Consider the following 19,583-nt stretch of genomic DNA (forward strand, 5'->3'; position numbering starts at 1 on the left):
CCGATGCAGGCGCCTGTCCCTCTCGCCGGAATTGGCCGCATCGCGACCGGTGCGGCGACCCTGCTGCTGGACGCACTGCTGCCGCCGCGCTGTCTCAGCTGCGGCGAGGCGGTGGATCGGCAGGGCGGCCTGTGTGCGGCCTGCTGGGTCAAGCTGACCTTCATCGCGCCGCCGCTGTGCGCCTGCTGCGGCCTTCCCTTCGAGTATGAGGCGCAGGAGGGCGCGCTGTGCGGCGCCTGTCTGGCGGCCCCGCCGCCTTTCGCCCGCGCCCGCGCCGTGCTGGCCTATGACGACGGCAGCCGGCCGCTGGTCCTCGGCTTCAAGCATGGCGACCGCATCCATGCCGCCAAATCCTACGGCGTCTGGCTGGCGCGGGCCGGCAAGGAGCTGCTGGCGGATGCCGACCGGCTGCTGCCGGTGCCGTTGCACCGCGGCCGCCTGTTCCGCCGCCGCTACAACCAGGCGGCCCTGCTGGCGCAGGCGCTGTCGCGGCACAGCGGCGTTCCCGCCACGCCCGACCTGCTGCAACGCCACCGCTCCACCCCGACCCAGGGCGGGCTGGACCGGCAGGGGCGCCACCGCAACGTCAAGGGCGCCTTCCGCCTGCGGCAGGGACAATCGGCAAAGGAACAGGTGACGGGACAGCGGCTGGTGCTGATCGACGACGTGATGACCACCGGGGCGACGCTGGCGGAATGCACGCGGGTGCTGCTGCGCGCCGGGGCGGGGCGGGTCGACGTTCTGACCCTGGCGCGTGTGGTGCAGCGCTGACGCTTGAAAAGGTCCGCGCCCGGCGACGCTGACCGGCGTCGCACGCGGGCTGCAACGTCTGGCGCCCCTCGTGGGTTGACCTTATAGTTTCTCCACGTCCAAAAGGAGCCCAGTGGCATGGCCGACGTCGTCATCTACACCACGCCCTTCTGTCCCTACTGCATGCGGGCCAAGAGCCTGCTCGACGGCAAGGGCGTGACATACGAGGAAATCGACCTCTACGCCCAGCCGGGCCGCCGCAGCGAGATGATCGAGCGGTCGGAAGGCCGGACCACCGTCCCGCAGATTTTCATCGATGGGAAGCCGTATGGCGGCAGCGACGACATCCACGCGCTGGACCGCGCCGGTAAGCTCGACCCGCTGCTCGGCATCGCCGCGTGAGCGGGGGCGCCGCCGGCACTGGCGTGCTGAGGGCCGCCTGCGTCCAGGTGAATGCGGGCACGGAGCTTGAGCCGAACCTGCGGACGGCGGGCGATCTCGTCCGCCGTGCCCGCGATGCCGGGGCGGACTTCATCGCTCTGCCGGAGAATGTCGGCTGGATCGTCCAGGGCCGCGACAAGACCATGCAGCGCGTCCGCAGCGAGGCGGAGCATCCCGGCATTCCCTTCTTCGCCGATCTGGCGCGGGAAACAGGGGCCTGGATCCTGGGCGGCACCCTGCATGTCCTGCTGGAGGACGGACGCGCCGCCAACCGCAGCTATCTGTTCGACTCCGGGGGGCGGATCGTCGCCTCCTACGACAAGATCCACATGTTCGACGTCACGCTGAAGGACGGCGAATCCTACCGCGAGTCGGCCACCTTCCGGCCGGGCGAGCGGGCGGTTGTCGCCTCCAGCCCGTGGGGCGGCATCGGCATGAGCGTCTGCTACGATGTGCGCTTCGCCTATCTCTACCGGGCGCTGGCCAAGGCGGGGGCGTCGATCCTGACGGTGCCGGCCGCCTTCACCGTGCCGACCGGCCGCGCCCACTGGCACACACTGCTGCGCACCCGCGCCATCGAGACCGGCTGCTTCGTCATTGCCCCGGCCCAGACCGGCAGCCACGACCAGGGCCGCCAGACCTACGGCCATTCCCTGCTGATCGCGCCGTGGGGCGAGGTGCTGGCCGATGCCGGCACCGATGTCGGCTTCATCACCGCCGACCTCGACCTCGACCGCATCGCGGAAGCCCGCGGCATGGTGCCGTCGCTGACCCACGACCGCGCCTTCGAGGTGGAGCGGATCGGGTTCTGACCCGTCCGCTTCTCCTCAACGCCCGTCCTGTGTCAGCCGCAGCCACGCCATCGCTGCGGTCAGTGCGATGCCGAAAGCGCCGTCGGGTCGCACCGGCAGGTCGAGGTCATGGACCAGACTGTCCAGCCGCAGATCGACCGCCTGCTTCGACAGGCTGCGGATCTTGCGGTCGTAATAGAGGCTCGATACCTCCGTCCGCTCTTCCGGCAGCGGGCGGCCGGTCAGGCGTTCCGCCATGGCGACGGAGAAATCCAGGTAATAGCCGACCAGCGGCCGGCCGCCGATGAAGGCGTGCAGCAGGTCGCCGGCCTCGGCCATTCCGGTGTCGCTGCCGGGATAGAGCAGCAGGGCGCTGCCGGTCAGGATGCGGGGACCGCGGATGCGGATGGCGGCGAAGGTCAGCGGCCTTGCCGACTCGGGGTCGAAGCTGGTCGCCTCGCAATGGACCGCCACGTGCTCCCGGCGGTCGGCGTCGATGTGATCGGAGTGCGCCATGGTCGCCGCCTCAATGGTTCAGGCGGAAATGGTGGGCGATCAGCTCTTTGAAGCTCTTCACCAGGGCCAGACAGTCCTTGAACTGGTCGCGGTCGAGCTTGCCCAGCCGGTCCGGGTGGACAAGGTTGTCGATTGCCAGTTCCGCTCCCTCCCCCTCAGGGCCGTCATCGGGAAGATCGACGCGCGCCTTCAGACGGATGGTCGACAGGATGGTGAAGGCCTCCACCAGATCGGCGGCCATCTTGCGGTCCAGCGCCCCCAGTTCGGCCAGCACCTGGATGCGCTCCACCGTGTTGGTTTCCGCCCGGTGCTTTTCCAGCGCCAGCGCGCGCACGCCATGGACGATGGGGAAGATGCCGGCCTTCTTGATGTCCACCGCTTCCGCCCGGCGCCGCTCGAACAGGGCGGCGAACAGGCCGCTCGGCGTGTCGAAGGACAGGGCCGGGCGGGCGAACTGGGTGAAGAACATCTGGTTGTCCTGCAGGCGGCTCAGCAGATAGTCCTTCGCCTCGGCCAGCAGCGTGGCGTCGCCGGCCACCGGAGCGGCGTCGTAGAAGATGGCGAGGTTCATCTGCGCCGCCTCGTCCGGGCGATGGACCCAGTTGAACAGCGCGTCCTTGTAGCCGGCGAGCGGCCGCGTCCAGTCCGGGTTCGACACCATGATGTTGCCGGGACAGGGCGGATAGCCGAACTCCACCAGATGGCGGGTGAAGTCGGCGGCGAACCTCGGCAGAGCGGGACAGTCGAAGCCGTCGCGCAGGATCAGGCCGTTGTCCTGGTCGGTCTTCAGCAGCTGTTCGCCGCGCCCCTCGCTGCCCATGACGATCAGGCAACTGTTGGCCAGCAGGTCCGGCGGAGCCAGCAGTTCGAACAGCTTGCGGAAGATGCGGCGGTTCAGCTCGGTCACCAGATCGGCGATGAAGGAGACCTTGACCCCGGTGGCATGCAGGGTGCGGATCAGCTCGACGATGGACCGGCTGGCCCGGCGCAGGTCGGCGGGATCGGTGGCATGCTCCACCTGCAACCCGATGACCTGGGAATGGTTGGACAGCACCGCCAGCAGGTCGCTTTGCCCCAACAGCCCGACGATGGCGCCGTTCTCCGTCACCACCACCCGGCGCACCGCATGCTTGGTCATCAGCACCAGCGCGTTGAACAGCAAATCGTCGCGGTCCAGCGTCAGCAGCCCGTAGCGGGCGAGCGGCCCGACCGGCTCGCTCACCGGCCGGCTGTCCAGCACCACGAGGTCGCGCAGATCGGTGCCGGTCAGGATGCCGACCGCTCCATCGACTCCGCGCACCAGCACGCTGCTGGCACGGTTCTGCCGCATCGCCTCGGCCGCATCGCGCAGGCTGGCGGCGGCGTCGACGAACAGCGGCGGGTGGAGATAGGCCTGCCGGATGCGCGCCATGGTCAGCGCCGCCATCTCGCGGTTGGACCTCAACGCCGCCAGATCGCGCATGCGCTGGGCGAAATCGCCGATAATGGCGGCACCGAACTCGGGATTCTCCGCCGCCAGCACCTCCAGAGCGGGGCGCGGGATCAGGTGGCAGGCGCACTCCTCGGCCGCGACGAAACGCCGGGCGGTACTGCCGCCAGCGCCGGCACCCGCGGCGCCATACAGGGCCTGCAAGCCGAACCGGTCGCCGGGTCCATGGACCGCCGCCACCTCACCGCCGCGGCGTTCCTGCACGGTGCCGCGCAGCACGACGAACATCGCATCGGTCGGCTCCTCCCGCGACAGCAGGACCGCGTCGCGCGGGTAGAGCGCGATGTCCAGCGCCCCCGCCAGCGCCGTCCGCTGGCCGTCCGTCAGCAGGTCGAAGGGGGGCCGGCCGAAATCGAAGTCCGGGGAGGCGGTCGGCATCGCGTGCTGCACGGGCAGGCTCCGTCACAGGAAGGGCGGGGCATTGGGAAAGGCCAAGCATAAAAAAGCGCCTCCGGACCGGATCCGGAGGCGCTTTTCAGGATACACCCGCCGGGCCCAAGGCCGGAAGCGGGTGCGACATTTGGCGGCGTGGTTCGGTCACCGCACGGGCTTGAGGCTTCCCCGAAGGCGGGAAGGGACGCGGTGCGAGACGCGATCCCTTCCCTGCTCCTCTTTCTCCGCCCGTTTCGTTCGAACGCTTGGACGCTCAGTGGGCCGACGCCCCCTCGGCACCCAGGCCGGTCTGCGACCGGACATACTGGTCCTCGAAGTCGCGGCGCTCCTTCTCGGCCTGCGCGCTGTTGTCGGTGATCGAGAAGAACCAGATACCGGCAAAGGCGAGGACGATCGAGAACACACCCGGGTTGGCATAACCGATGATGGCGGTCGGGTGACCCAGAACGGCCTTCCACACCGTCGGGCCGAGCGCAATCATGACGCAGGCGGAGATCAGGCCGATCGCACCGCCCATGACGGCACCACGGGTCGTCATCTTGCCCCAGAACATCGACATCAGCAGGACCGGGAAGTTGGTCGAGGCGGCGATGGCGAAGGCCAACCCCACCATGAAGGCGACGTTCTGGTTCTCGAAGGCGATGCCCAGCAGGATGGAGACGATGCCGATCACGACAGTGGTGATCTTCGACACGCGGATCTCGTCGGCCTCGTTGACGCGGCCACGGGCGAAGACCGAGGCATACAGGTCATGGGAGACCGCGGAGGCGCCGGCCAGCGTCAGACCTGCGACCACCGCCAGGATGGTGGCGAAGGCAACCGCCGAGATGAAGCCGAAGAACAGGTCGCCGCCGACCGCATGGGCGGTGTGGATGGCCGCCATGTTGGTGCCGCCGATGACCGAGGCAACGGCCGCCTTGACGCCTTCCGCCGGAGCGGCGGTCAGGAACGGATAGGCACCGTTGGCGTCCTTGCCCAGGATCAGCACGATGGCGCCGAAGCCGATGATGAAGGTCAGGATGTAGAAGTAGCCGATGAAGCCGGTGGCGTAGAAGACCGACTTGCGGGCTTCCTTGGCATCGGAGACGGTGAAGAAGCGCATCAGGATGTGCGGCAGGCCGGCGGTGCCGAACATCAAGGTCAGGCCGAGCGAGATGGTGTCGACCGGATCGGAGACGAAGGCGCCCGGAGACATGATGGCGACGCCCTTCGGATGCACGTCGACGGCGGCCTTGAACATCGCCTCGGGGCTGAAGCCGAACTTGGCGAGGATCATGAAGGCCATGAAGGACGCACCGGACAGCAGCAGCACCGCCTTGATGATCTGCACCCAAGTGGTGGCCAGCATGCCGCCGAAGGTCACGTAACCGATCATCAGCACGCCGACGATGATGACTGCGACCATGTAGTCCAGGCCGAACAGCAGCTGGATCAGCTTGCCGGCGCCGACCATCTGGGCGATCAGGTAGAAGGTGACCGTCGCCAGCGAGCCGCAGGCCGACAGCGTGCGGATCGGCGTCTGCTTGAAGCGGTAGGAGGCGACGTCGGCGAAGGTGTACTTGCCGAGGTTGCGCAGCCGCTCCGCGATCAGGAACAGCACGAGCGGCCAGCCGACCAGGAAGCCGACCGAGTAGATCAGGCCATCGAAGCCGTTGGCGTACACCAGACCGGCGATGCCGAGGAAGGAGGCCGCCGACATGTAATCGCCGGCAATGGCGAGGCCGTTCTGGAAGCCGGTGATGCCGCCGCCGGCGGCGTAGAAGTCCTTGGCCGATTTGGTGCGCCGTGCCGCCCAGTAGGTGATGCCCAGCGTGAACAGCACGAAGACCAGGAACATCACGATGGCTGAGACGTTCGTCGCCTGCTTCTGCACCGCGCCGTCGACGGCGCCGGCGGCATAGACGGAGGCGGGAACCAAAGTGCCAGCTGCGGCGGCCGTCGCGGCGACCGTGCTGGCGATGCGGGTGAAGACGGCGCGCATCACTTGGTTTCCTCCAGGATCTGGCGGTTCAGCTCATCGAATTCGCCGTTCGCCCGTCGCACATAGATGCCGGTCAGGATGAAGGCGGACAGAATGGTGAAGATGCCGATGGGCATGCCCCAGGTGGTGACGCCCGAACCGATGGGGGTGCCCAGGAACTCTTTCCCGAACGCCACCAGCAGGATGAAGCCGAAATAGATAACCAGCATCGCAATCGACAAAGTCCAGGCGAAGGCGGACCGCTTCGCCACCAGTTCCTGGAACTTTGGATTGTTCACAATCCGTTGTGCGCTTTGACTCATGTGCGTCCCCTCATCGAGTGCCGGCAACCTTCTGCGATCCATCGAGACAGAGTCTTCGGGACCTGCGGGCATTTGCCGTCCGGGCGGTCGCGTCCGGGTTTCTTCCCGTAATTCGTACGCCCTTGACCTACCCAATTGTTTGATACAGATCATTGTTGGGCGCACCCCCTACCTTGGTCGATGGGGTGGGCGCCGAGGGGGCGGGCAGCCCCGAAAAAGCAAGCCTGGGCAAGGCTGTAGCGCCATACGGGAAAGGCGCCCCCGTTGCCGGGCGCGCCTTTCAAACAGTCAGCTTTTCAAACGGTTCCGTTGGGCCTCAGTGGCAGGGCCGCGCGGTGTCGCCAACCTGCCGGGACCGGCTGCGCTTCAGGAATCGGTGCGCGGAATCCAGGGGATGCGGTGAAATGTCACACCTTCCTCATGGAGTTCGGAAACTTCCTCGTCCGACGCCTCGCCATAGATGCCGCGCGGGTCGGTCTCGCCGTAATGGATGCGCCGCGCCTCCTCGGCAAAACGGTCGCCGACATAGTCGCAGTTCTTCTCCACACTGCGCCGCACCTCGGTCAGCTGCCGCATCACCTCCGCCACCGCCTCGCGCTGGGCGTCGTTCAGGCTCGGCGGCAGGGCTGCGACCACATCGGCGGCGTTCGGCAGCGGGACCGGCGCGGGAATCGGCACCGGAAGGGCTGTCGGCGACGCAGTGGCGGGAGCAGCCGGCGGCGTCATAGACGGGGCGTTCGCCGCGACGGCCTCGGCCTGTTCGCGGGCACGGTCGGCGGCCTTGGCGACGCCCTTGGCGATGCGCGGGGCCATCGGCGCCTTGCCGACCACGGTGTCGCCGCAGATCGGACAGGCGATCTGATGGCCCGCCGCCTGTTCGTCATAGGCGGCACCGTTGCGGAACCACGCTTCGAACTGGTGGTCGGCCGAGCATCTCAACGCGAAGAGGATCATATCCCCACAAGCCCCAACTGACCCGCAGCAGGAAAGACAAGTCCGGGCACGCCGGTCCGGGTTGCGGCGCGACTCGGGAATCGCCCTAATTCAGCACGGCCGGGCCGCGCCGTCAAACGCCGGACGGGCCATACGCGCGTACCTCCTGTGATATCGTTCCCGACACCATCGAAAAAAGTCCGGATAAGGGAATTTCCCCATGCCCACACCCCATCCGCTGTCACCGCCCTCCCCCTGGGTGGAGCGATTCGCCCCGCTGGTGCGGGCGGGCGGGCAGGTGCTCGACCTCGCCTGCGGCGGCGGACGGCATCTGCGCCTGTTCCACCACCTCGGCCATCCGGTGGTGGGGCTGGACCGCGATCTCGGTGGCGTCGCCGACCTGGATGGCGGCACGAACGTCACCCTCGTTCAGGCAGACCTGGAAAGCAGCGACTCGGGGATTTCCCCCGCCTCCCTCCCGCTTGACGGCACCTTCGCCGGGATCGTCGTCACCAACTACCTGCACCGCCCGCTCTTCCCCGCCATCCTGGCGGCGCTGGAACCGGGCGGCGTGCTGATCTACGAGACCTTCGCCGACGGTAATGCCCGCTTCGGCCGCCCGTCCTCTCCCGACTTCCTGCTGCGGCGGGGCGAGTTGCTGGAGGCGGTGCTCGGCAGGCTTCAGGTGGTGGCCTTCGAACAGGGCGAGCTGTCGGTGCCCAAGCCCGCGGTGGTACAGCGGATCTGCGCCGTCGCCGGGGACGATCCACTGCCGCTCTGATCCCGCATCCTTACTCGTCGCACTCACTCTTCGCTTTCGTCGGCGACCGGCTTCTGCTCTCCGCGGATGCGGCGGCGGCGGTCCTCCTTGCGCATGATCTGCTTGCCATGCTTGTGCTGCGCCGGCCCCTCCAGCGGACCGCCGGGACGCACCGGACGCTCGGCGAAGCGGCCGAGCGAGATCATGCGGTCGTACATCACCAGCGCCCCGGCGACGCCGACATTGATGCAGAAGGACATCGGGATCTTCACCACATGGTCGCAGCGCGCCAGCAGGGCGGGCGAAAGGCTGTCGCGCTCCGGCCCCAGCACATAGGCGGCGCGCGACGGGTGACGGAAGCTGGGCAGTTCCACCGCGTCGTCGGTCAATTCCACCCCGACCAGCATGCAGTCCCTGGGCAGGGTGAAGTCGGCGACCCGCTCGTGGATGTAGAGCGGCAGGTGCAGCGTGGCGCCGGAGGTATCGACCAGCTTCGTCTCGCGCAGATCCGGTTCCGGATCGATGGCGAAGAAGAAGGAGGCGCCGAAGGCATGGGCGGTGCGCATCAGGTTGCCGACATTGCCCGGCTTGCTGATCCGCTCCACCCCGATTCCGAAATAGCCACGCATGAAGAGCCCGCTGATCTGGGTAAGGATATGACCGGGCAGGAGCTTGCCGCCGCAGCCCGCCCGAGGCAAGCTTGCCGGTATGAGCCCAGACAATCCTCACGACCATTCCTCCTGCTGCGGTGGGGATCACCACCACGGCCACTCCCACCATCATGGCCACCGGCCTGGCGAGAGCGCCGAGGGCCGTGCCGACCTGTCCGGCCCGGCGGAAAGCCCGATCACCGTCGAGGTGACGCGCGGCAGCCTGGTGGAGTCGGTCCACCGCGCCCGCGCCTGCATCGTCGATGCCGGTGGCCATGTGCTGGCGCGCTGGGGCGACATCGACGCGCCGGTCTACCCGCGCTCCGCCATCAAGTCGCTGCAGGCGATCCCACTGGTGGAAAGCGGCGCGCTCGACGCCTTCGGGCTGGGTGACGAGGAGTTGGCGCTCGCCTGCTCCTCCCACAATGGCGAGGCGCGCCATACCGAACTGGTGCGGTCCTGGGCCGGGCGGGTCGGGCTGACGCTCAACGATTACGAATGCGGCGCGCAGATCCCCTACGATCCCGCCACCGCCGAGGATCTGTTCCGCCGCGGCGAGACGCCGACCGCCTTCCACAACAATTGCTCCGGCAAGCACAGCGGTTTCCTGACCACCGCCAAGCACAAGGGTGAACGGCTGAAGGGCTATGTCCGCTACGAACACCCGGTGCAGCAGCGGATCCTGGGTGTGATGGAGCAGATGACCGGCCAGGACCTGTTCGGCGCGCCCTGGGGCGTCGATGGCTGTTCCATCCCCACCATTGGCATTCCGCTGGGCGCCATCGCCTATGCCATGGCCCGCATCGCCGACCCGGTCGACCTGCCCGACGCACGGGCCGAGGCCGTCACCCGCATCGCCGCCGCCTGGGGCAAGCACCCCTTCCTGATCGGCGGCACCGGAACCTTCGATACAGCACTGATGGAGGCGTGCAACGGCGCCGTGCTGGTCAAGGGCGGGGCCGAAGGCGTCGGCTGTGCCGTCATTCCCGAGCAGGGCATAGGCATCGCGCTGAAGATCGAGGATGGCGCCGCCCGCGCCCGCGAGGTGGCGCTGGCCGCCCTGATCCGCTCAACCCAGGCGCTGACCGATGCCCAATGGGCGCGCGTGCCGCAGTTGCTGACCACCCCGCTGCTCAACCGCGCCGGCACACGGGTGGGTGAGGTGCGGCCTGCGGGCGGATGGCCGTCCACCTAACTCCGCAAGCGCGATCAAGCGGCTGCCGGATAGCATCGGCGGGACTGGAGGACGTCACGCCATGACCAACGACAGCATCTCCGCCGACGCAACGGCAGTGTGGCCCGTGCCGTGTTCCGCGGTTGCGGCCAAGCCCGGCACGCGGCTCGATTACGGCGACCGGATCGAACGGGTGGTGACATTCATCGCCGCGCATCTGGACGAACCGCTCGACCTCGACCGGCTGGCGGAGGTCGCCTGCTTCTCGCCCTACCACTTCCACCGCATCTACCGGGCGATCACCGGCGAGACGGCGGCGGAGACCCTGCGCCGGCTGCGCCTGCACCGGGCAGCGGGCGATCTGGTGCGCGACAGCATCGCCATGCCGGCCATCGCCCGGCGGGCGGGGTATGGCAGCGTCGAGGCCTTCACCCGCGCCTTCGGGCAGAGCTATGGCGTGACGCCGGCCGCCTACCGCAAGCGCGGGCGGCTCAATCCTCCAGTCCCGGCCTACCACCAGATGGAGGACAGCATGCACCACGTAGAAATCCGCGATCTTCCCGCCCACCGCATCTTCGGGCTGCCGCACACCGGCCCCTACATGACCATCGGCGTCAGCTTCGACCGGCTCTTTGCCTGGGCATCCAAGCAGGGGCTGACCGGCCCCGGCACCCGCAGCTTCGCCATCTATTACGACGATCCGGAATCGGTGAAGCCGGAGGATTTGCGCTCCTTCGCCGGGCTGATGCTGGACCTGGGCGTCGTCGAGGATGGGTTGATCCGCGTGGTCGACATCCCCGGCGGGCGTCATGCCGTGGTGCGGCACAAGGGCCCCTATGCCGAACTGGGCGCGGTCTACCGCTGGCTTTACGGCGAATGGTTGCCCAACAGCGGACACTCGCCGGGAGACGCCCCCTGCTACGAGGAATATCTCAACAACCCGCGGGCCTTGCCGCCGTCCGAATGGCTGACGGAAATCTGCGTTCCCCTGGCTGGGTGATCGTCAGCGAAGGGCGGCCACCGAAAGCACGTCATCGGGCAGGTGCGATGCGGGCGGATGCGGTGCTATGGTCGCCGCGCCTATTTTCCCGTTGAGCGGTTCCCATGAGCATCGACGACCTGCGCGCCCAGTATGAAGCCTATCCCTATCCGGCGCGCAATCCGGCCGACGAGGCCGGACGGCTGATCACCGGCTCGCCCAGCCATCTGGACGAGCTGGTGCAGCATGTCTTCGGCGGCCGGATCGACCATAGCAAGCCGCTGCGGGTTCTGGTGGCCGGCGGCGGCACGGGGGACGGCACCATCATGCTGGCGCAGCAGATGGCCGATGCCGGCAACCCCGGCCGCATCTCCTACATCGACCTGTCCGACGCCAGCCGCGCCGTCGCCGAGGCGCGGGCCAAGGCGCGCGGCCTGACCAACATCGACTTCCACCGCGGGTCGCTGCTGGAACTGGACGGGGTCACGGCACAAGCGGGGCCGTTCGACTACATCGACTGCTGCGGCGTGCTGCACCATCTGGACGACCCGTCGGCCGGCCTGCGCTCGCTGGCTGGCGCGCTGGCGCCCGGCGGCGGCATCGGCATCATGGTCTACGCGCCCTACGGCCGCACCGGCGTCTATCCGATGCAGGAGGCGCTGCGCGGCATGACCGAGGGGTTGCCGCCGGCCGAGAAGGTGGCGCTGGCCCGCCGGCTGATCCAGGCCCTGCCGCCGACCAACTGGCTGCTGAACAACCCGCATATCAGCGACCACCGGCTGGCCGACGCCAACCTCTACGACCTGCTTCTGCACAGCTGCGACCGCCCCTACAGCGTGCCGCAGCTGGCCGAACTGGCGGACAGCGCCGGGCTCGCCGTCGCGACGCTGATCGACCCGATGCGCTATGAGCCGTCTCTGTGGGTCAAGGACGCCCGCATCCTGAAGCAGCTGGCGGGACTGAGCATGCTGGAGCGCGCCGCCTGGACCGAACGCATCACCGGCGCCTTCACCAAGCACATCGCCTATCTGCTGCGCCCGGCAGATCTGGAGGCCGCCTGCATCCAGCCGGACGGGCCGGAGGTGATCCCGGTCCTGCGCGACATCGACGGCAAGACCGTAGCCAAGGCCGTCCCACCCGGGGGCAGCCTGGAATTCGACCTGATGGGCAGCGTGGTGTCGCTTCCCCTGCCCAGGCTGGCCGGCCCGATCCTGTCGCGGATCGACGGCAGGACCAGCCTGGGCGCCCTGCACACCGCCATCGAACCGACCGTCAAGGTCACCTGGGAGCAGTTCCTCACCCAGTTCCGCCAGCTGTTCGACGCGCTGGGCGGCCTGGGCAAGATGCATCTGCGGCGGGGATAGGACGCGAAGCCCTACCCCCGGCCGATCCTTACCCCCGCAGAACCGGAACCGCGGCGTCGAGCGCCTTGGTCAGGCGGTCGAAGGTCTGGTGGATTTCCGCTTCGGAGATCACCAGGGGCGGACAGAGCGCGATGGAATCGCCCATGGCGCGGACGATCAGGCCGTTGTCCTGGGCCAGACCATTGACCAGGGCGCCGGCGCGGCCGGGCGGATCGAAAGGTGTCTTGGTCGCCTTGTCGGCCACCAGTTCCAGCGCACCGATCAGGCCGATGCCGCGGGCCTCGCCGACCAGAGGATGGTCCGCCAGCGCCTTCAGCCGCGACTGGAAGGCCGGGGCGACCGAGCGGACATGCCCTACGATGTCGCGCTCCTCGTAGATGTTCAGCGTTTCCAGCGCCACCGCCGCCGCCACCGGGTGGGCGGAGTAGGTGTAGCCATGGCCGAAGGTGCCGATCTTCCGGCTTTCCTCGACGCAGGCACGATAGATGGCATCGCTCACCATCACGGCGGAGATCGGCAGATAGCCGGACGACAGCTGCTTGGCGCAGGTCAGGATGTCCGGCTGCATGCCTACGGTCTGGCTGCCCCAGAAATTGCCGGTGCGGCCGAAGCCGCAGATCACCTCGTCGGCGACCAGCAGGATGTCGTATTTCTTCAACACCGCCTGGATCTTGGCGAAGTAGGTCGCGGGCGGAACCACGACGCCGCCGGCGCCCATGATCGGCTCGGCGAACATGGCTGCGATGGTGTCAGGCCCCTCGGCCAGGATCAGCGCCTCCAGCTGTTCGGCCAGGCGGGTGGCGAAGGCTTCCTCGCTCTCGCCCTCAAGCCCATTGCGATAATGGTGCGGGCAATCGCCGTGGATGATGCGGGCGATCGGCAGGTCAAAGTCGCGGTGGTTGTTGGGCAGCCCGGTCAGGCTGGCGGTCGCCACCGTCACGCCGTGATAGGCACGCTGGCGCGACAGGATCTTCTTCTTCTCCGGCCGGCCGAGCGCGTTGTTGTAGTACCAGATCAGCTTGATCGCAGTGTCGTTGGCCTCCGAGCCGGAATTGGCGAAGAAGACCTTGGACATCGGCACCGGTGCCAGACCGATCAGCTTTTCAGCCAGATCGATGCCGGGCTCGTGCGATTTGTGGCCGAAGATGTGATAGGTGGACAGCTGCCGCATCTGCTTGGTCGCCGCCTGGACCAACCGCTCTTCGCCCCAGCCGAGCGAGACGCACCACAGGCTTGCCATGCCCTCGATGTAATCCTTGCCGCCATCGTCGAAGACGTGGATGCCTTCGCCACGTTCGATGATCATCGGCCCCTGCGTCTCATGAGCGTGCAGGTTGGTGTAGGGATGGAGGACGAAGGCCTTGTCGCGGCTGGCGGCAGAGTTGCCGGCGGTGCTGCCCGGAGCGGTCATGGAGTGGGTCTTCCTGTTCGGTCTTGTCGGGTTCGTTCCCCCGGATGGCCGTAGCGGCTCACCGCAGGGTGTTCGATTTGTTAAACAGTATCGCCGATCATACGCACAGTTTCGCCACTCGACAAACCCGCTTCGCCGTCATCCGTGCCATGCGCGCAAGACGCTGGCGGGACGCCAAGCCGGATGGGACAGCTTGACCGGAACGACGAGAGGGAGGAGCCACTTTGCTCACGCTTTACGGTATGGTCAGCACGGCCGCGATGGCGCCGCACATCCTGCTGCGCGAGATTGGCGAACCTTTCGACCTGCGGCTGCTCGACCGCGACAGGGCGGAACACAAGAGTGCCGCCTATCTGGCGCTGAACCCGCATGGCCGGGTGCCGACGCTGGTCGACGCCGATCTGGTGCTGTATGAGGCTGCCGCCATCTGCCTGCATCTGGCCGACAGCCATCCGGAGGCGAAGCTGGCCCCGGCGGTCGGCACGCCCGAGCGGGCGGAGTTCTACAAATGGCTGGTCTATCTGACCAACAGCGTCCAGGCCGAGATGCTGCTGTACTTCTACCCCGAGCGTTATGTCGAGGGCACGCAAGCGCAAGCCGCCTTCAAGGCGGCGACCGAAACCCGGCTGAACGGTCATTTCGATGGGCTTGACCGTGCGCTTGCAGGGCGTACATGGCTGCTGGGCGACACGTACAGCGCCGTCGACCCGTACCTGTTCATGCTGTGCCGCTGGACCCGCTTCATGGGTCGCCCGGCACGTACGCTGGGCAATCTGGGACCTTACCTCGCCCGCGTTCTGGAGCGCCCGGCGGTGAAGGCCGCTTTCGAGGCGGAAGGGCTGGGGGCGCCGTTTTACTGAGGAAAAAAGCCCTCTCCCCCGGTTGGGAGAGGGCCTTTACCCTTACGCCTTGCGAACCAGCCCGCTCACTGGCTGTCCGTCGATGGTCAGGGAGCCGCCTTCGGCACCGACCGCCACCGTCTGACCGTCCTTGATACGGCCCTCGAGGATCAGGGTCGCCAGCGGGTTCTGCAACTCGCGCTGGATCACCCGCTTCAACGGACGGGCACCGTAGACCGGGTCGTAGCCGGCCTCGGCCAGCCATTCGGTCGCGGCCTCGTCCACCGTCAGCGTGATCTCGCGGTCGGCCAGCATCTTCGTCAGACGACCGAGCTGGATCTTGACGATGCCGCCCATATGCCGGCGGTCGAGCCGGTGGAACAGCAGGATCTCGTCCAGGCGGTTCAGGAACTCCGGCCGGAAATGGGCCCGGACGGCTTCCATCACCTCGTCGCGCACGGCAGCGCTGTCCTCGCCCTCCGCCTGCTCGGCCAGCGCCTGCGAACCGAGGTTGGAGGTCATGATGATGACCACGTTGCGGAAATCGACCGTGCGGCCCTGCCCGTCGGTCAGCCGGCCGTCGTCCAGCACCTGGAGCAGCACGTTGAAGACGTCGGGGTGGGCCTTCTCCACCTCGTCGAACAGCACGACCTGATAGGGCCGGCGGCGCACCGCCTCGGTCAGCGCCCCGCCTTCCTCATAGCCGACATAGCCTGGAGGTGCGCCGATCATGCGGGCGACGGAGTGCTTTTCCATATATTCCGACATGTCGAGGCGGACCATCGCCGTCTCGTCGTCGAACAGGAACTCGGCCAGCGCCTTGGTCAGCTCGGTCTTGCCGACGCCGGTTGGACCGAGAAACAGGAAAGAGCCGATGGGACGGTTCGGGTCCTGCAGCCCGGCACGCGCCCGGCGCACAGCATTGGACACGGCGACGATGGCCTCGTCCTGGCCGATGACCCGGCCGCGCAGCTTGTCCTCCATCGCCAGCAGCTTCTCGCGCTCGCCGGCCAGCATCTTGTCGACCGGCACGCCGGTCCAGCGGCTGACCACCGCGGCGATGTCGCTGTCGCGCACCTCCTCGTTCAGCATGCGGCTACTGGCATGCTCCTCGGCGTCCTTCAGGGCCTTTTCCAGGCCGGGGATGACGCCGTAGGCAAGCTCGCCCGCGCGGCCCCAATTGCCGTCGCGCTGCGCCGTCTCCAGTTCGGTGCGGGCCTTCTCCAGATCCTCCTTGATCTTCTGCGCGCCCTGAAGCTGGTCCTTCTCAGCCTGCCACTTGGCGGTCAGCTCGGCCGACTCCTGCTCCAGATCGGACAGCTCGCGTTCCAGATTGACCAGACGGTCGCGCGACGCGGAGTCCTGCTCACGCTTCAGCGCTTCGCGCTCGATCTTCAGCTGAATGATGCGGCGGTCCAGCTCGTCGATGGCCTCCGGCTTGCTGTCCACCGCCATGCGCAGGCGGCTCGCCGCCTCGTCGATCAGGTCGATGGCCTTGTCGGGCAGGAAGCGGTCGGTGATGTAGCGGTTGGACAGGGTCGCCGCCGACACGATGGCGCTGTCGGTGATGCGCACGCCATGGTGCACCTCGTAGCGCTCCTTCAGGCCGCGCAGGATGGAGATGGTGTCCTCCACCGTCGGCTCCGACACGAAGACCGGCTGGAAGCGCCGGGCCAGCGCCGCGTCCTTCTCGATGTATTTGCGGAACTCATCCAGCGTGGTGGCGCCGACGCAATGCAGCTCGCCACGCGCCAGCGCGGGCTTCAGCATGTTGGAGGCGTCCATCGCGCCGTCGGATTTGCCGGCACCGACCAGCGTGTGCAGTTCGTCGATGAAGACGACGATCTCGCCGGCCGCCGCTTGGATTTCCGACAGCACGGCCTTCAGCCGCTCCTCGAACTCGCCGCGGTACTTGGCGCCCGCCACCAGCGCGCCGAGGTCGAGCGACAGCAGTTGCTTGTTCTTCAGGCCTTCCGGCACGTCGCCCTTGACGATGCGCTGGGCCAGCCCCTCGACGATGGCGGTCTTGCCGACGCCGGGCTCGCCGATCAGCACGGGATTGTTCTTTGTGCGGCGGGCCAGAACCTGGATGGTGCGGCGGATTTCCTCGTCGCGGCCGATCACGGGATCGAGCTTGCCGTCGCGCGCCGCAGCGGTCAGGTCGCGGGCATATTTCTTCAGCGCGTCATAGCCCTGCTCGGCGCTGGCACTGTCGGCGGTGCGGCCCTTGCGGATGTCGTTGATGGCGGTGTTCAGCGCCTGCGGCGTCACGCCGGCGGACTTCAACGCCTTGCCCGACGGGGTCCCGTCGGCCATGGCCAGCGCCAGCAGGATGCGTTCGACGGTGACGAAGCTGTCGCCGGCCTTCTCGGCGACCTTCTCCGCCTGTTCGAAGACACGGGAGAGTTCGGGCGTCAGGTAGAGCTGACCGGCGCCGCTGCCCTCGATCTTCGGCAGCTTGTCCAGTTCGGCATCGACCGCCGACAGGGCCGCCCTTGGGTCGCCGCCCGCCGCACGGATCAGGTTGGCGGCAAGCCCTTCCTTGTCGTCCAGCAGCGTCTTCAGCAGATGTTCCGGGGTCAGGCGCTGATGCCCACGGCGTACGGCCAGGGTCTGGGCGGCCTGAATGAACCCGCGGCTGCGCTCGGTGTATTGCTCGAAATCCATGATGCTCCCCTTCTCCTGTCGACCGTCCGCGAGGCAGCCCGGTCAACGTGATCCACGCAACTGTGCGATCCGCAAGGATGCTGCCGAAGATGTAGGCAAGACCGAAGGCCATGCAAGACCATCTGCGCAGAAAGGTTATCCGTTGAGAAACGCGGCCACACCAGCCTCCTCCAGACCGGCTAGGACCGGGAAAAAGAGGTAGCGCACGACCCGCCGATTGCCCCCTACACCATCCCTCCCGCCCGCGGCTAGACTGCCGCCATCCCACCTTTCCGCCTTCCAAGGGCACCCGTTCCGGATTTCATCATGACCGATCTGGCCGCCTCCGGTTCCCCGACCAGCACGACGCCGGCATCCGCCGGCCAGCCAATTCCGAGAACCATGACGGGCCGGCTGCTTCGTCTCGCCTGGAGCCTGCGCGGGGTCTGGCATCGGTTGGCACGGCCGCTGACCATGGGTGTAAGGGCGATCATCCTGGACGAGACGGACCCTGCATCGCCCGGCGTGCTGCTGATCCGGCACAGCTACGTCGATGGCTGGCACCTGCCCGGCGGCGGTGTCGGGCGGGGAGAGACGCTGGTCGACGCCATGCGGCGCGAGGTGCGGGAGGAGGTCGGGCTGATCGCCGACCGCCCTGCTCAGCCTTTCGCCATCTACGCCCGCTTCCGCAACGGGGCGAGCGACCATGTGGCGGTTTATGTTGTGCGCGGCTGGAGCGGCAAACCGAAAGCCGACGGGGTGGAGATCGTCGAAACCCGATTCTTCCCGCTCGACCGGCTGCCGCCTGACCTGTCGCCGGCCACCGGACGGCGGCTGGAGGAATTTCTTGGCCGCCGGCCCGTCGCCGAACGCTGGTAACGGCACCAGATTACGGGGTGGAGCGGGCGGTCCAGTCGATCCGGCCTGCCATACCCCAGCCGCAGCGTGAGAAATAGGCACCGCATCGGTTGACAGGGACGCTCCAGCCCTTTCATTGTGCAGTGCAATGAACGCCACACTGACCGTCATCCGCCGCTATCCCGTCAAGGGCATGAGCAGCCAGGATCTTCCCGCCATCGACCTGACCGCCGGTCAGGCGATCCCGTTCGACCGCCGCTACGGGCTTCTGCACGGCCCGGCAGCGCTGGATACCGAGACGGAAGGCTGGCGCCTGCCGTCGGATTTTTTCACGTTGGACCGTACGGAAAAGCTGGCGGTCTTGCAGACCGAGTTCGACGAGGCGACGCAGGCGCTGATCATCCGCCGCGGCGGCCGGCAGGTGTCGCGCGGCCGGCTGGACCAGCCGATGGGCCGCAACTTGCTGGAACAGTTTTTCGCTGCCTATCTGGCCGGGATCGTCCCCGGCATGCCCCGCCTGATCGAAGCGCAGCAGGGCGGCTTCGGCAACAGCGAGGAACCGTCAGTCACGCTGCTGAACCTCGCCAGCCTGCGCGACTTGGAGGAGCGGATCGCCAAGCAGCCGGTCGATCCTCGCCGCCTGCGTGCCAACCTGCTGATGGACGGCATCGATCCCTGGGCGGAGCGCGGCTGGGTCGGCCAGACCCTGACCGTTGGTACGGCAACGCTGGAGGTGGTGGAGGCGCTCGACTGCACGCCCGGGAACGATGTGAACCCGGATACCGGCGTCGCCGACCTCAGCCTGACGAACATCATGGAACGCGGCTATGGCCACAACCAAATGCTGCTGCGCGCCCGGGTGACCGGCGGCGGCCGGATCGCAGTGGGCGACCCGGTCACGCCGGCCGAATAAACGTCACCTCAGGTAAGCATCACATATCAGGCGTTTACGGCCGCCCGTTCCTCGCCGTCGGTCTCATCCTCAGCCGGCTGCTCGTCCTCGTCGCCACCATGCGACGAGATCTGCGGCTGGTGGCCGTGCCCATTGCCGGGCTGCCCACCGCGCTGGCGGTTTTCCGATTCCTGGATCTGGTTGATGATGCGGAGGTAATGCTCCGCATGCTGGAGGTAATTTTCCGCCTGCACCCGGTCGCCGGACGACATCGCGTCGCGGGCAAGCGCCTGATACTTCTCCTGCACCTGCCACGCATTGCCGCGGATGCGGACGTCAGGGCCGTTGCTGTCGAAGGTCTGGTGACGCAGCGGAACATTCTGGCGCCGGCCGGCACTACCACCCCCGCCGCCG

General features: G+C 67.6%; 19 protein-coding genes. 10 read left to right on the forward strand and 9 right to left on the reverse strand.

Annotation, left to right across the window (positions count from 1 at the left end; all coding sequences use genetic code 11):
• The first annotated feature begins 3 nt into the window (after positions 1-3).
• From GBZ48_RS25560 to GBZ48_RS25570, 3 genes are all read left to right on the forward strand, one after another.
• Positions 4-771, forward strand: coding sequence for a ComF family protein (locus tag GBZ48_RS25560; RefSeq protein WP_174473588.1), 768 nt, complete (start codon positions 4-6; stop codon positions 769-771).
• A gap of 117 nt (positions 772-888) precedes the next feature.
• Positions 889-1,152, forward strand: coding sequence for a glutaredoxin 3 (gene grxC / locus GBZ48_RS25565; protein WP_014248998.1), 264 nt, complete (start codon positions 889-891; stop codon positions 1,150-1,152).
• The gene (locus GBZ48_RS25570) at positions 1,149-2,003 is read left to right on the forward strand and encodes a nitrilase-related carbon-nitrogen hydrolase (RefSeq protein ID WP_174473589.1); all 855 of its coding nucleotides are present in this window, start codon (positions 1,149-1,151) and stop codon (positions 2,001-2,003) included. The genes grxC and GBZ48_RS25570 overlap by 4 nt, the downstream gene beginning before the upstream one ends.
• Before the next feature lie 15 nt (positions 2,004-2,018).
• Here GBZ48_RS25570 and GBZ48_RS25575 read toward each other — a convergent pair whose 3' ends face one another.
• From GBZ48_RS25575 to GBZ48_RS25595, 5 genes are all read right to left on the reverse strand, one after another.
• On the reverse strand, positions 2,019-2,498 hold the full coding sequence (locus GBZ48_RS25575; protein ID WP_174473590.1) for a 3'-5' exonuclease family protein: 480 nt from the start codon (positions 2,496-2,498) through the stop codon (positions 2,019-2,021).
• 10 nt (positions 2,499-2,508) lie between these two features.
• Positions 2,509-4,377, reverse strand: coding sequence for a DUF294 nucleotidyltransferase-like domain-containing protein (locus GBZ48_RS25580; protein ID WP_343049664.1), 1,869 nt, complete (start codon positions 4,375-4,377; stop codon positions 2,509-2,511).
• A 256-nt stretch (positions 4,378-4,633) separates the two neighbouring features.
• Positions 4,634-6,361: a cation acetate symporter gene (locus GBZ48_RS25585; protein ID WP_174473591.1), complete on the reverse strand. Its 1,728-nt coding sequence runs from the start codon at positions 6,359-6,361 to the stop codon at positions 4,634-4,636.
• Complete coding sequence (locus GBZ48_RS25590) at positions 6,361-6,663, reverse strand: DUF485 domain-containing protein (protein ID WP_174473592.1); 303 nt, start codon at positions 6,661-6,663, stop codon at positions 6,361-6,363. Before GBZ48_RS25590 ends, GBZ48_RS25585 begins: the two co-directional genes overlap by 1 nt.
• A gap of 366 nt (positions 6,664-7,029) precedes the next feature.
• Positions 7,030-7,617, reverse strand: coding sequence for a DUF1178 family protein (locus tag GBZ48_RS25595; protein WP_174473593.1), 588 nt, complete (start codon positions 7,615-7,617; stop codon positions 7,030-7,032).
• A gap of 199 nt (positions 7,618-7,816) precedes the next feature.
• Here GBZ48_RS25595 and GBZ48_RS25600 point away from each other — a divergent pair, with 199 nt between their 5' ends.
• On the forward strand, positions 7,817-8,377 hold the full coding sequence (locus GBZ48_RS25600; protein ID WP_174473594.1) for a class I SAM-dependent methyltransferase: 561 nt from the start codon (positions 7,817-7,819) through the stop codon (positions 8,375-8,377).
• Between the two features lie 23 nt (positions 8,378-8,400).
• On the opposite strand, the gene GBZ48_RS25605 is transcribed toward GBZ48_RS25600, so the two are convergent.
• Positions 8,401-8,985, reverse strand: coding sequence for an RNA methyltransferase (locus tag GBZ48_RS25605; protein WP_174473595.1), 585 nt, complete (start codon positions 8,983-8,985; stop codon positions 8,401-8,403).
• A gap of 79 nt (positions 8,986-9,064) precedes the next feature.
• Here GBZ48_RS25605 and GBZ48_RS25610 point away from each other — a divergent pair, with 79 nt between their 5' ends.
• The 3 genes from GBZ48_RS25610 to GBZ48_RS25620 all read left to right on the forward strand — a co-directional run bounded on the left by GBZ48_RS25610 (position 9,065) and on the right by GBZ48_RS25620 (position 12,523).
• Entirely contained in the window at positions 9,065-10,201 is a 1,137-nt protein-coding gene (locus tag GBZ48_RS25610; RefSeq protein ID WP_174473596.1) for an asparaginase, read from the forward strand.
• A gap of 61 nt (positions 10,202-10,262) precedes the next feature.
• The gene (locus GBZ48_RS25615) at positions 10,263-11,180 is read left to right on the forward strand and encodes an AraC family transcriptional regulator (RefSeq protein WP_174473597.1); all 918 of its coding nucleotides are present in this window, start codon (positions 10,263-10,265) and stop codon (positions 11,178-11,180) included.
• 104 nt (positions 11,181-11,284) lie between these two features.
• Positions 11,285-12,523 carry a class I SAM-dependent methyltransferase gene (locus tag GBZ48_RS25620; RefSeq protein WP_174473598.1) on the forward strand — a complete coding sequence of 413 codons (1,239 nt, stop codon included), beginning with the start codon at positions 11,285-11,287 and terminating at the stop codon, positions 12,521-12,523.
• 28 nt (positions 12,524-12,551) lie between these two features.
• Here GBZ48_RS25620 and GBZ48_RS25625 read toward each other — a convergent pair whose 3' ends face one another.
• The gene (locus tag GBZ48_RS25625) at positions 12,552-13,934 is read right to left on the reverse strand and encodes an aspartate aminotransferase family protein (RefSeq protein WP_174473599.1); all 1,383 of its coding nucleotides are present in this window, start codon (positions 13,932-13,934) and stop codon (positions 12,552-12,554) included.
• Between the two features lie 224 nt (positions 13,935-14,158).
• Between GBZ48_RS25625 and GBZ48_RS25630 the strand changes: the two genes are divergently transcribed.
• On the forward strand, positions 14,159-14,794 hold the full coding sequence (locus GBZ48_RS25630) for a glutathione S-transferase family protein (RefSeq protein WP_209798431.1): 636 nt from the start codon (positions 14,159-14,161) through the stop codon (positions 14,792-14,794).
• 42 nt (positions 14,795-14,836) lie between these two features.
• Here the strand turns inward: GBZ48_RS25630 and clpB are convergent, their stop codons facing one another.
• Positions 14,837-17,440 (reverse strand): ATP-dependent chaperone ClpB, encoded by a 2,604-nt coding sequence (clpB, locus tag GBZ48_RS25635; protein ID WP_174473600.1) that lies wholly within the window; start codon positions 17,438-17,440, stop codon positions 14,837-14,839.
• A 306-nt stretch (positions 17,441-17,746) separates the two neighbouring features.
• Here clpB and GBZ48_RS25640 point away from each other — a divergent pair, with 306 nt between their 5' ends.
• Entirely contained in the window at positions 17,747-18,298 is a 552-nt protein-coding gene (locus tag GBZ48_RS25640; RefSeq protein ID WP_174473601.1) for an NUDIX domain-containing protein, read from the forward strand.
• A gap of 127 nt (positions 18,299-18,425) precedes the next feature.
• On the forward strand, positions 18,426-19,190 hold the full coding sequence (locus GBZ48_RS25645; protein WP_174473602.1) for an MOSC domain-containing protein: 765 nt from the start codon (positions 18,426-18,428) through the stop codon (positions 19,188-19,190).
• 26 nt (positions 19,191-19,216) lie between these two features.
• Here the strand turns inward: GBZ48_RS25645 and GBZ48_RS25650 are convergent.
• A partial coding sequence (locus GBZ48_RS25650) for a DUF4167 domain-containing protein (protein WP_174473603.1) occupies positions 19,217-19,583 on the reverse strand: 367 nt, incomplete at its 5' end.

It is taken from the genome of Azospirillum melinis (assembly GCF_013340935.1).
GTDB lineage: Bacteria > Pseudomonadota > Alphaproteobacteria > Azospirillales > Azospirillaceae > Azospirillum > Azospirillum melinis.

Bases quoted from the DNA above. Each gene is read 5' to 3' on its own strand.
- GBZ48_RS25560 (WP_174473588.1), top strand. From the start codon at position 4: ATGCAGGCGCCTGTCCCTCTCGCCGGAATTGGCCGCATCGCGACCGGT.
- grxC (WP_014248998.1), top strand. From the start codon at position 889: ATGGCCGACGTCGTCATCTACACCACGCCCTTCTGTCCCTACTGCATG.
- GBZ48_RS25575 (WP_174473590.1), bottom strand. From the start codon at position 2,498: ATGGCGCACTCCGATCACATCGACGCCGACCGCCGGGAGCACGTGGCG.
- GBZ48_RS25585 (WP_174473591.1), bottom strand. From the start codon at position 6,361: ATGCGCGCCGTCTTCACCCGCATCGCCAGCACGGTCGCCGCGACGGCC.
- GBZ48_RS25590 (WP_174473592.1), bottom strand. From the start codon at position 6,663: ATGAGTCAAAGCGCACAACGGATTGTGAACAATCCAAAGTTCCAGGAA.
- GBZ48_RS25595 (WP_174473593.1), bottom strand. From the start codon at position 7,617: ATGATCCTCTTCGCGTTGAGATGCTCGGCCGACCACCAGTTCGAAGCG.
- GBZ48_RS25600 (WP_174473594.1), top strand. From the start codon at position 7,817: ATGCCCACACCCCATCCGCTGTCACCGCCCTCCCCCTGGGTGGAGCGA.
- GBZ48_RS25605 (WP_174473595.1), bottom strand. From the start codon at position 8,985: ATGCGTGGCTATTTCGGAATCGGGGTGGAGCGGATCAGCAAGCCGGGC.
- GBZ48_RS25610 (WP_174473596.1), top strand. From the start codon at position 9,065: ATGAGCCCAGACAATCCTCACGACCATTCCTCCTGCTGCGGTGGGGAT.
- GBZ48_RS25615 (WP_174473597.1), top strand. From the start codon at position 10,263: ATGACCAACGACAGCATCTCCGCCGACGCAACGGCAGTGTGGCCCGTG.
- GBZ48_RS25620 (WP_174473598.1), top strand. From the start codon at position 11,285: ATGAGCATCGACGACCTGCGCGCCCAGTATGAAGCCTATCCCTATCCG.
- GBZ48_RS25625 (WP_174473599.1), bottom strand. From the start codon at position 13,934: ATGACCGCTCCGGGCAGCACCGCCGGCAACTCTGCCGCCAGCCGCGAC.
- clpB (WP_174473600.1), bottom strand. From the start codon at position 17,440: ATGGATTTCGAGCAATACACCGAGCGCAGCCGCGGGTTCATTCAGGCC.
- GBZ48_RS25640 (WP_174473601.1), top strand. From the start codon at position 17,747: ATGACCGATCTGGCCGCCTCCGGTTCCCCGACCAGCACGACGCCGGCA.
- GBZ48_RS25645 (WP_174473602.1), top strand. From the start codon at position 18,426: ATGAACGCCACACTGACCGTCATCCGCCGCTATCCCGTCAAGGGCATG.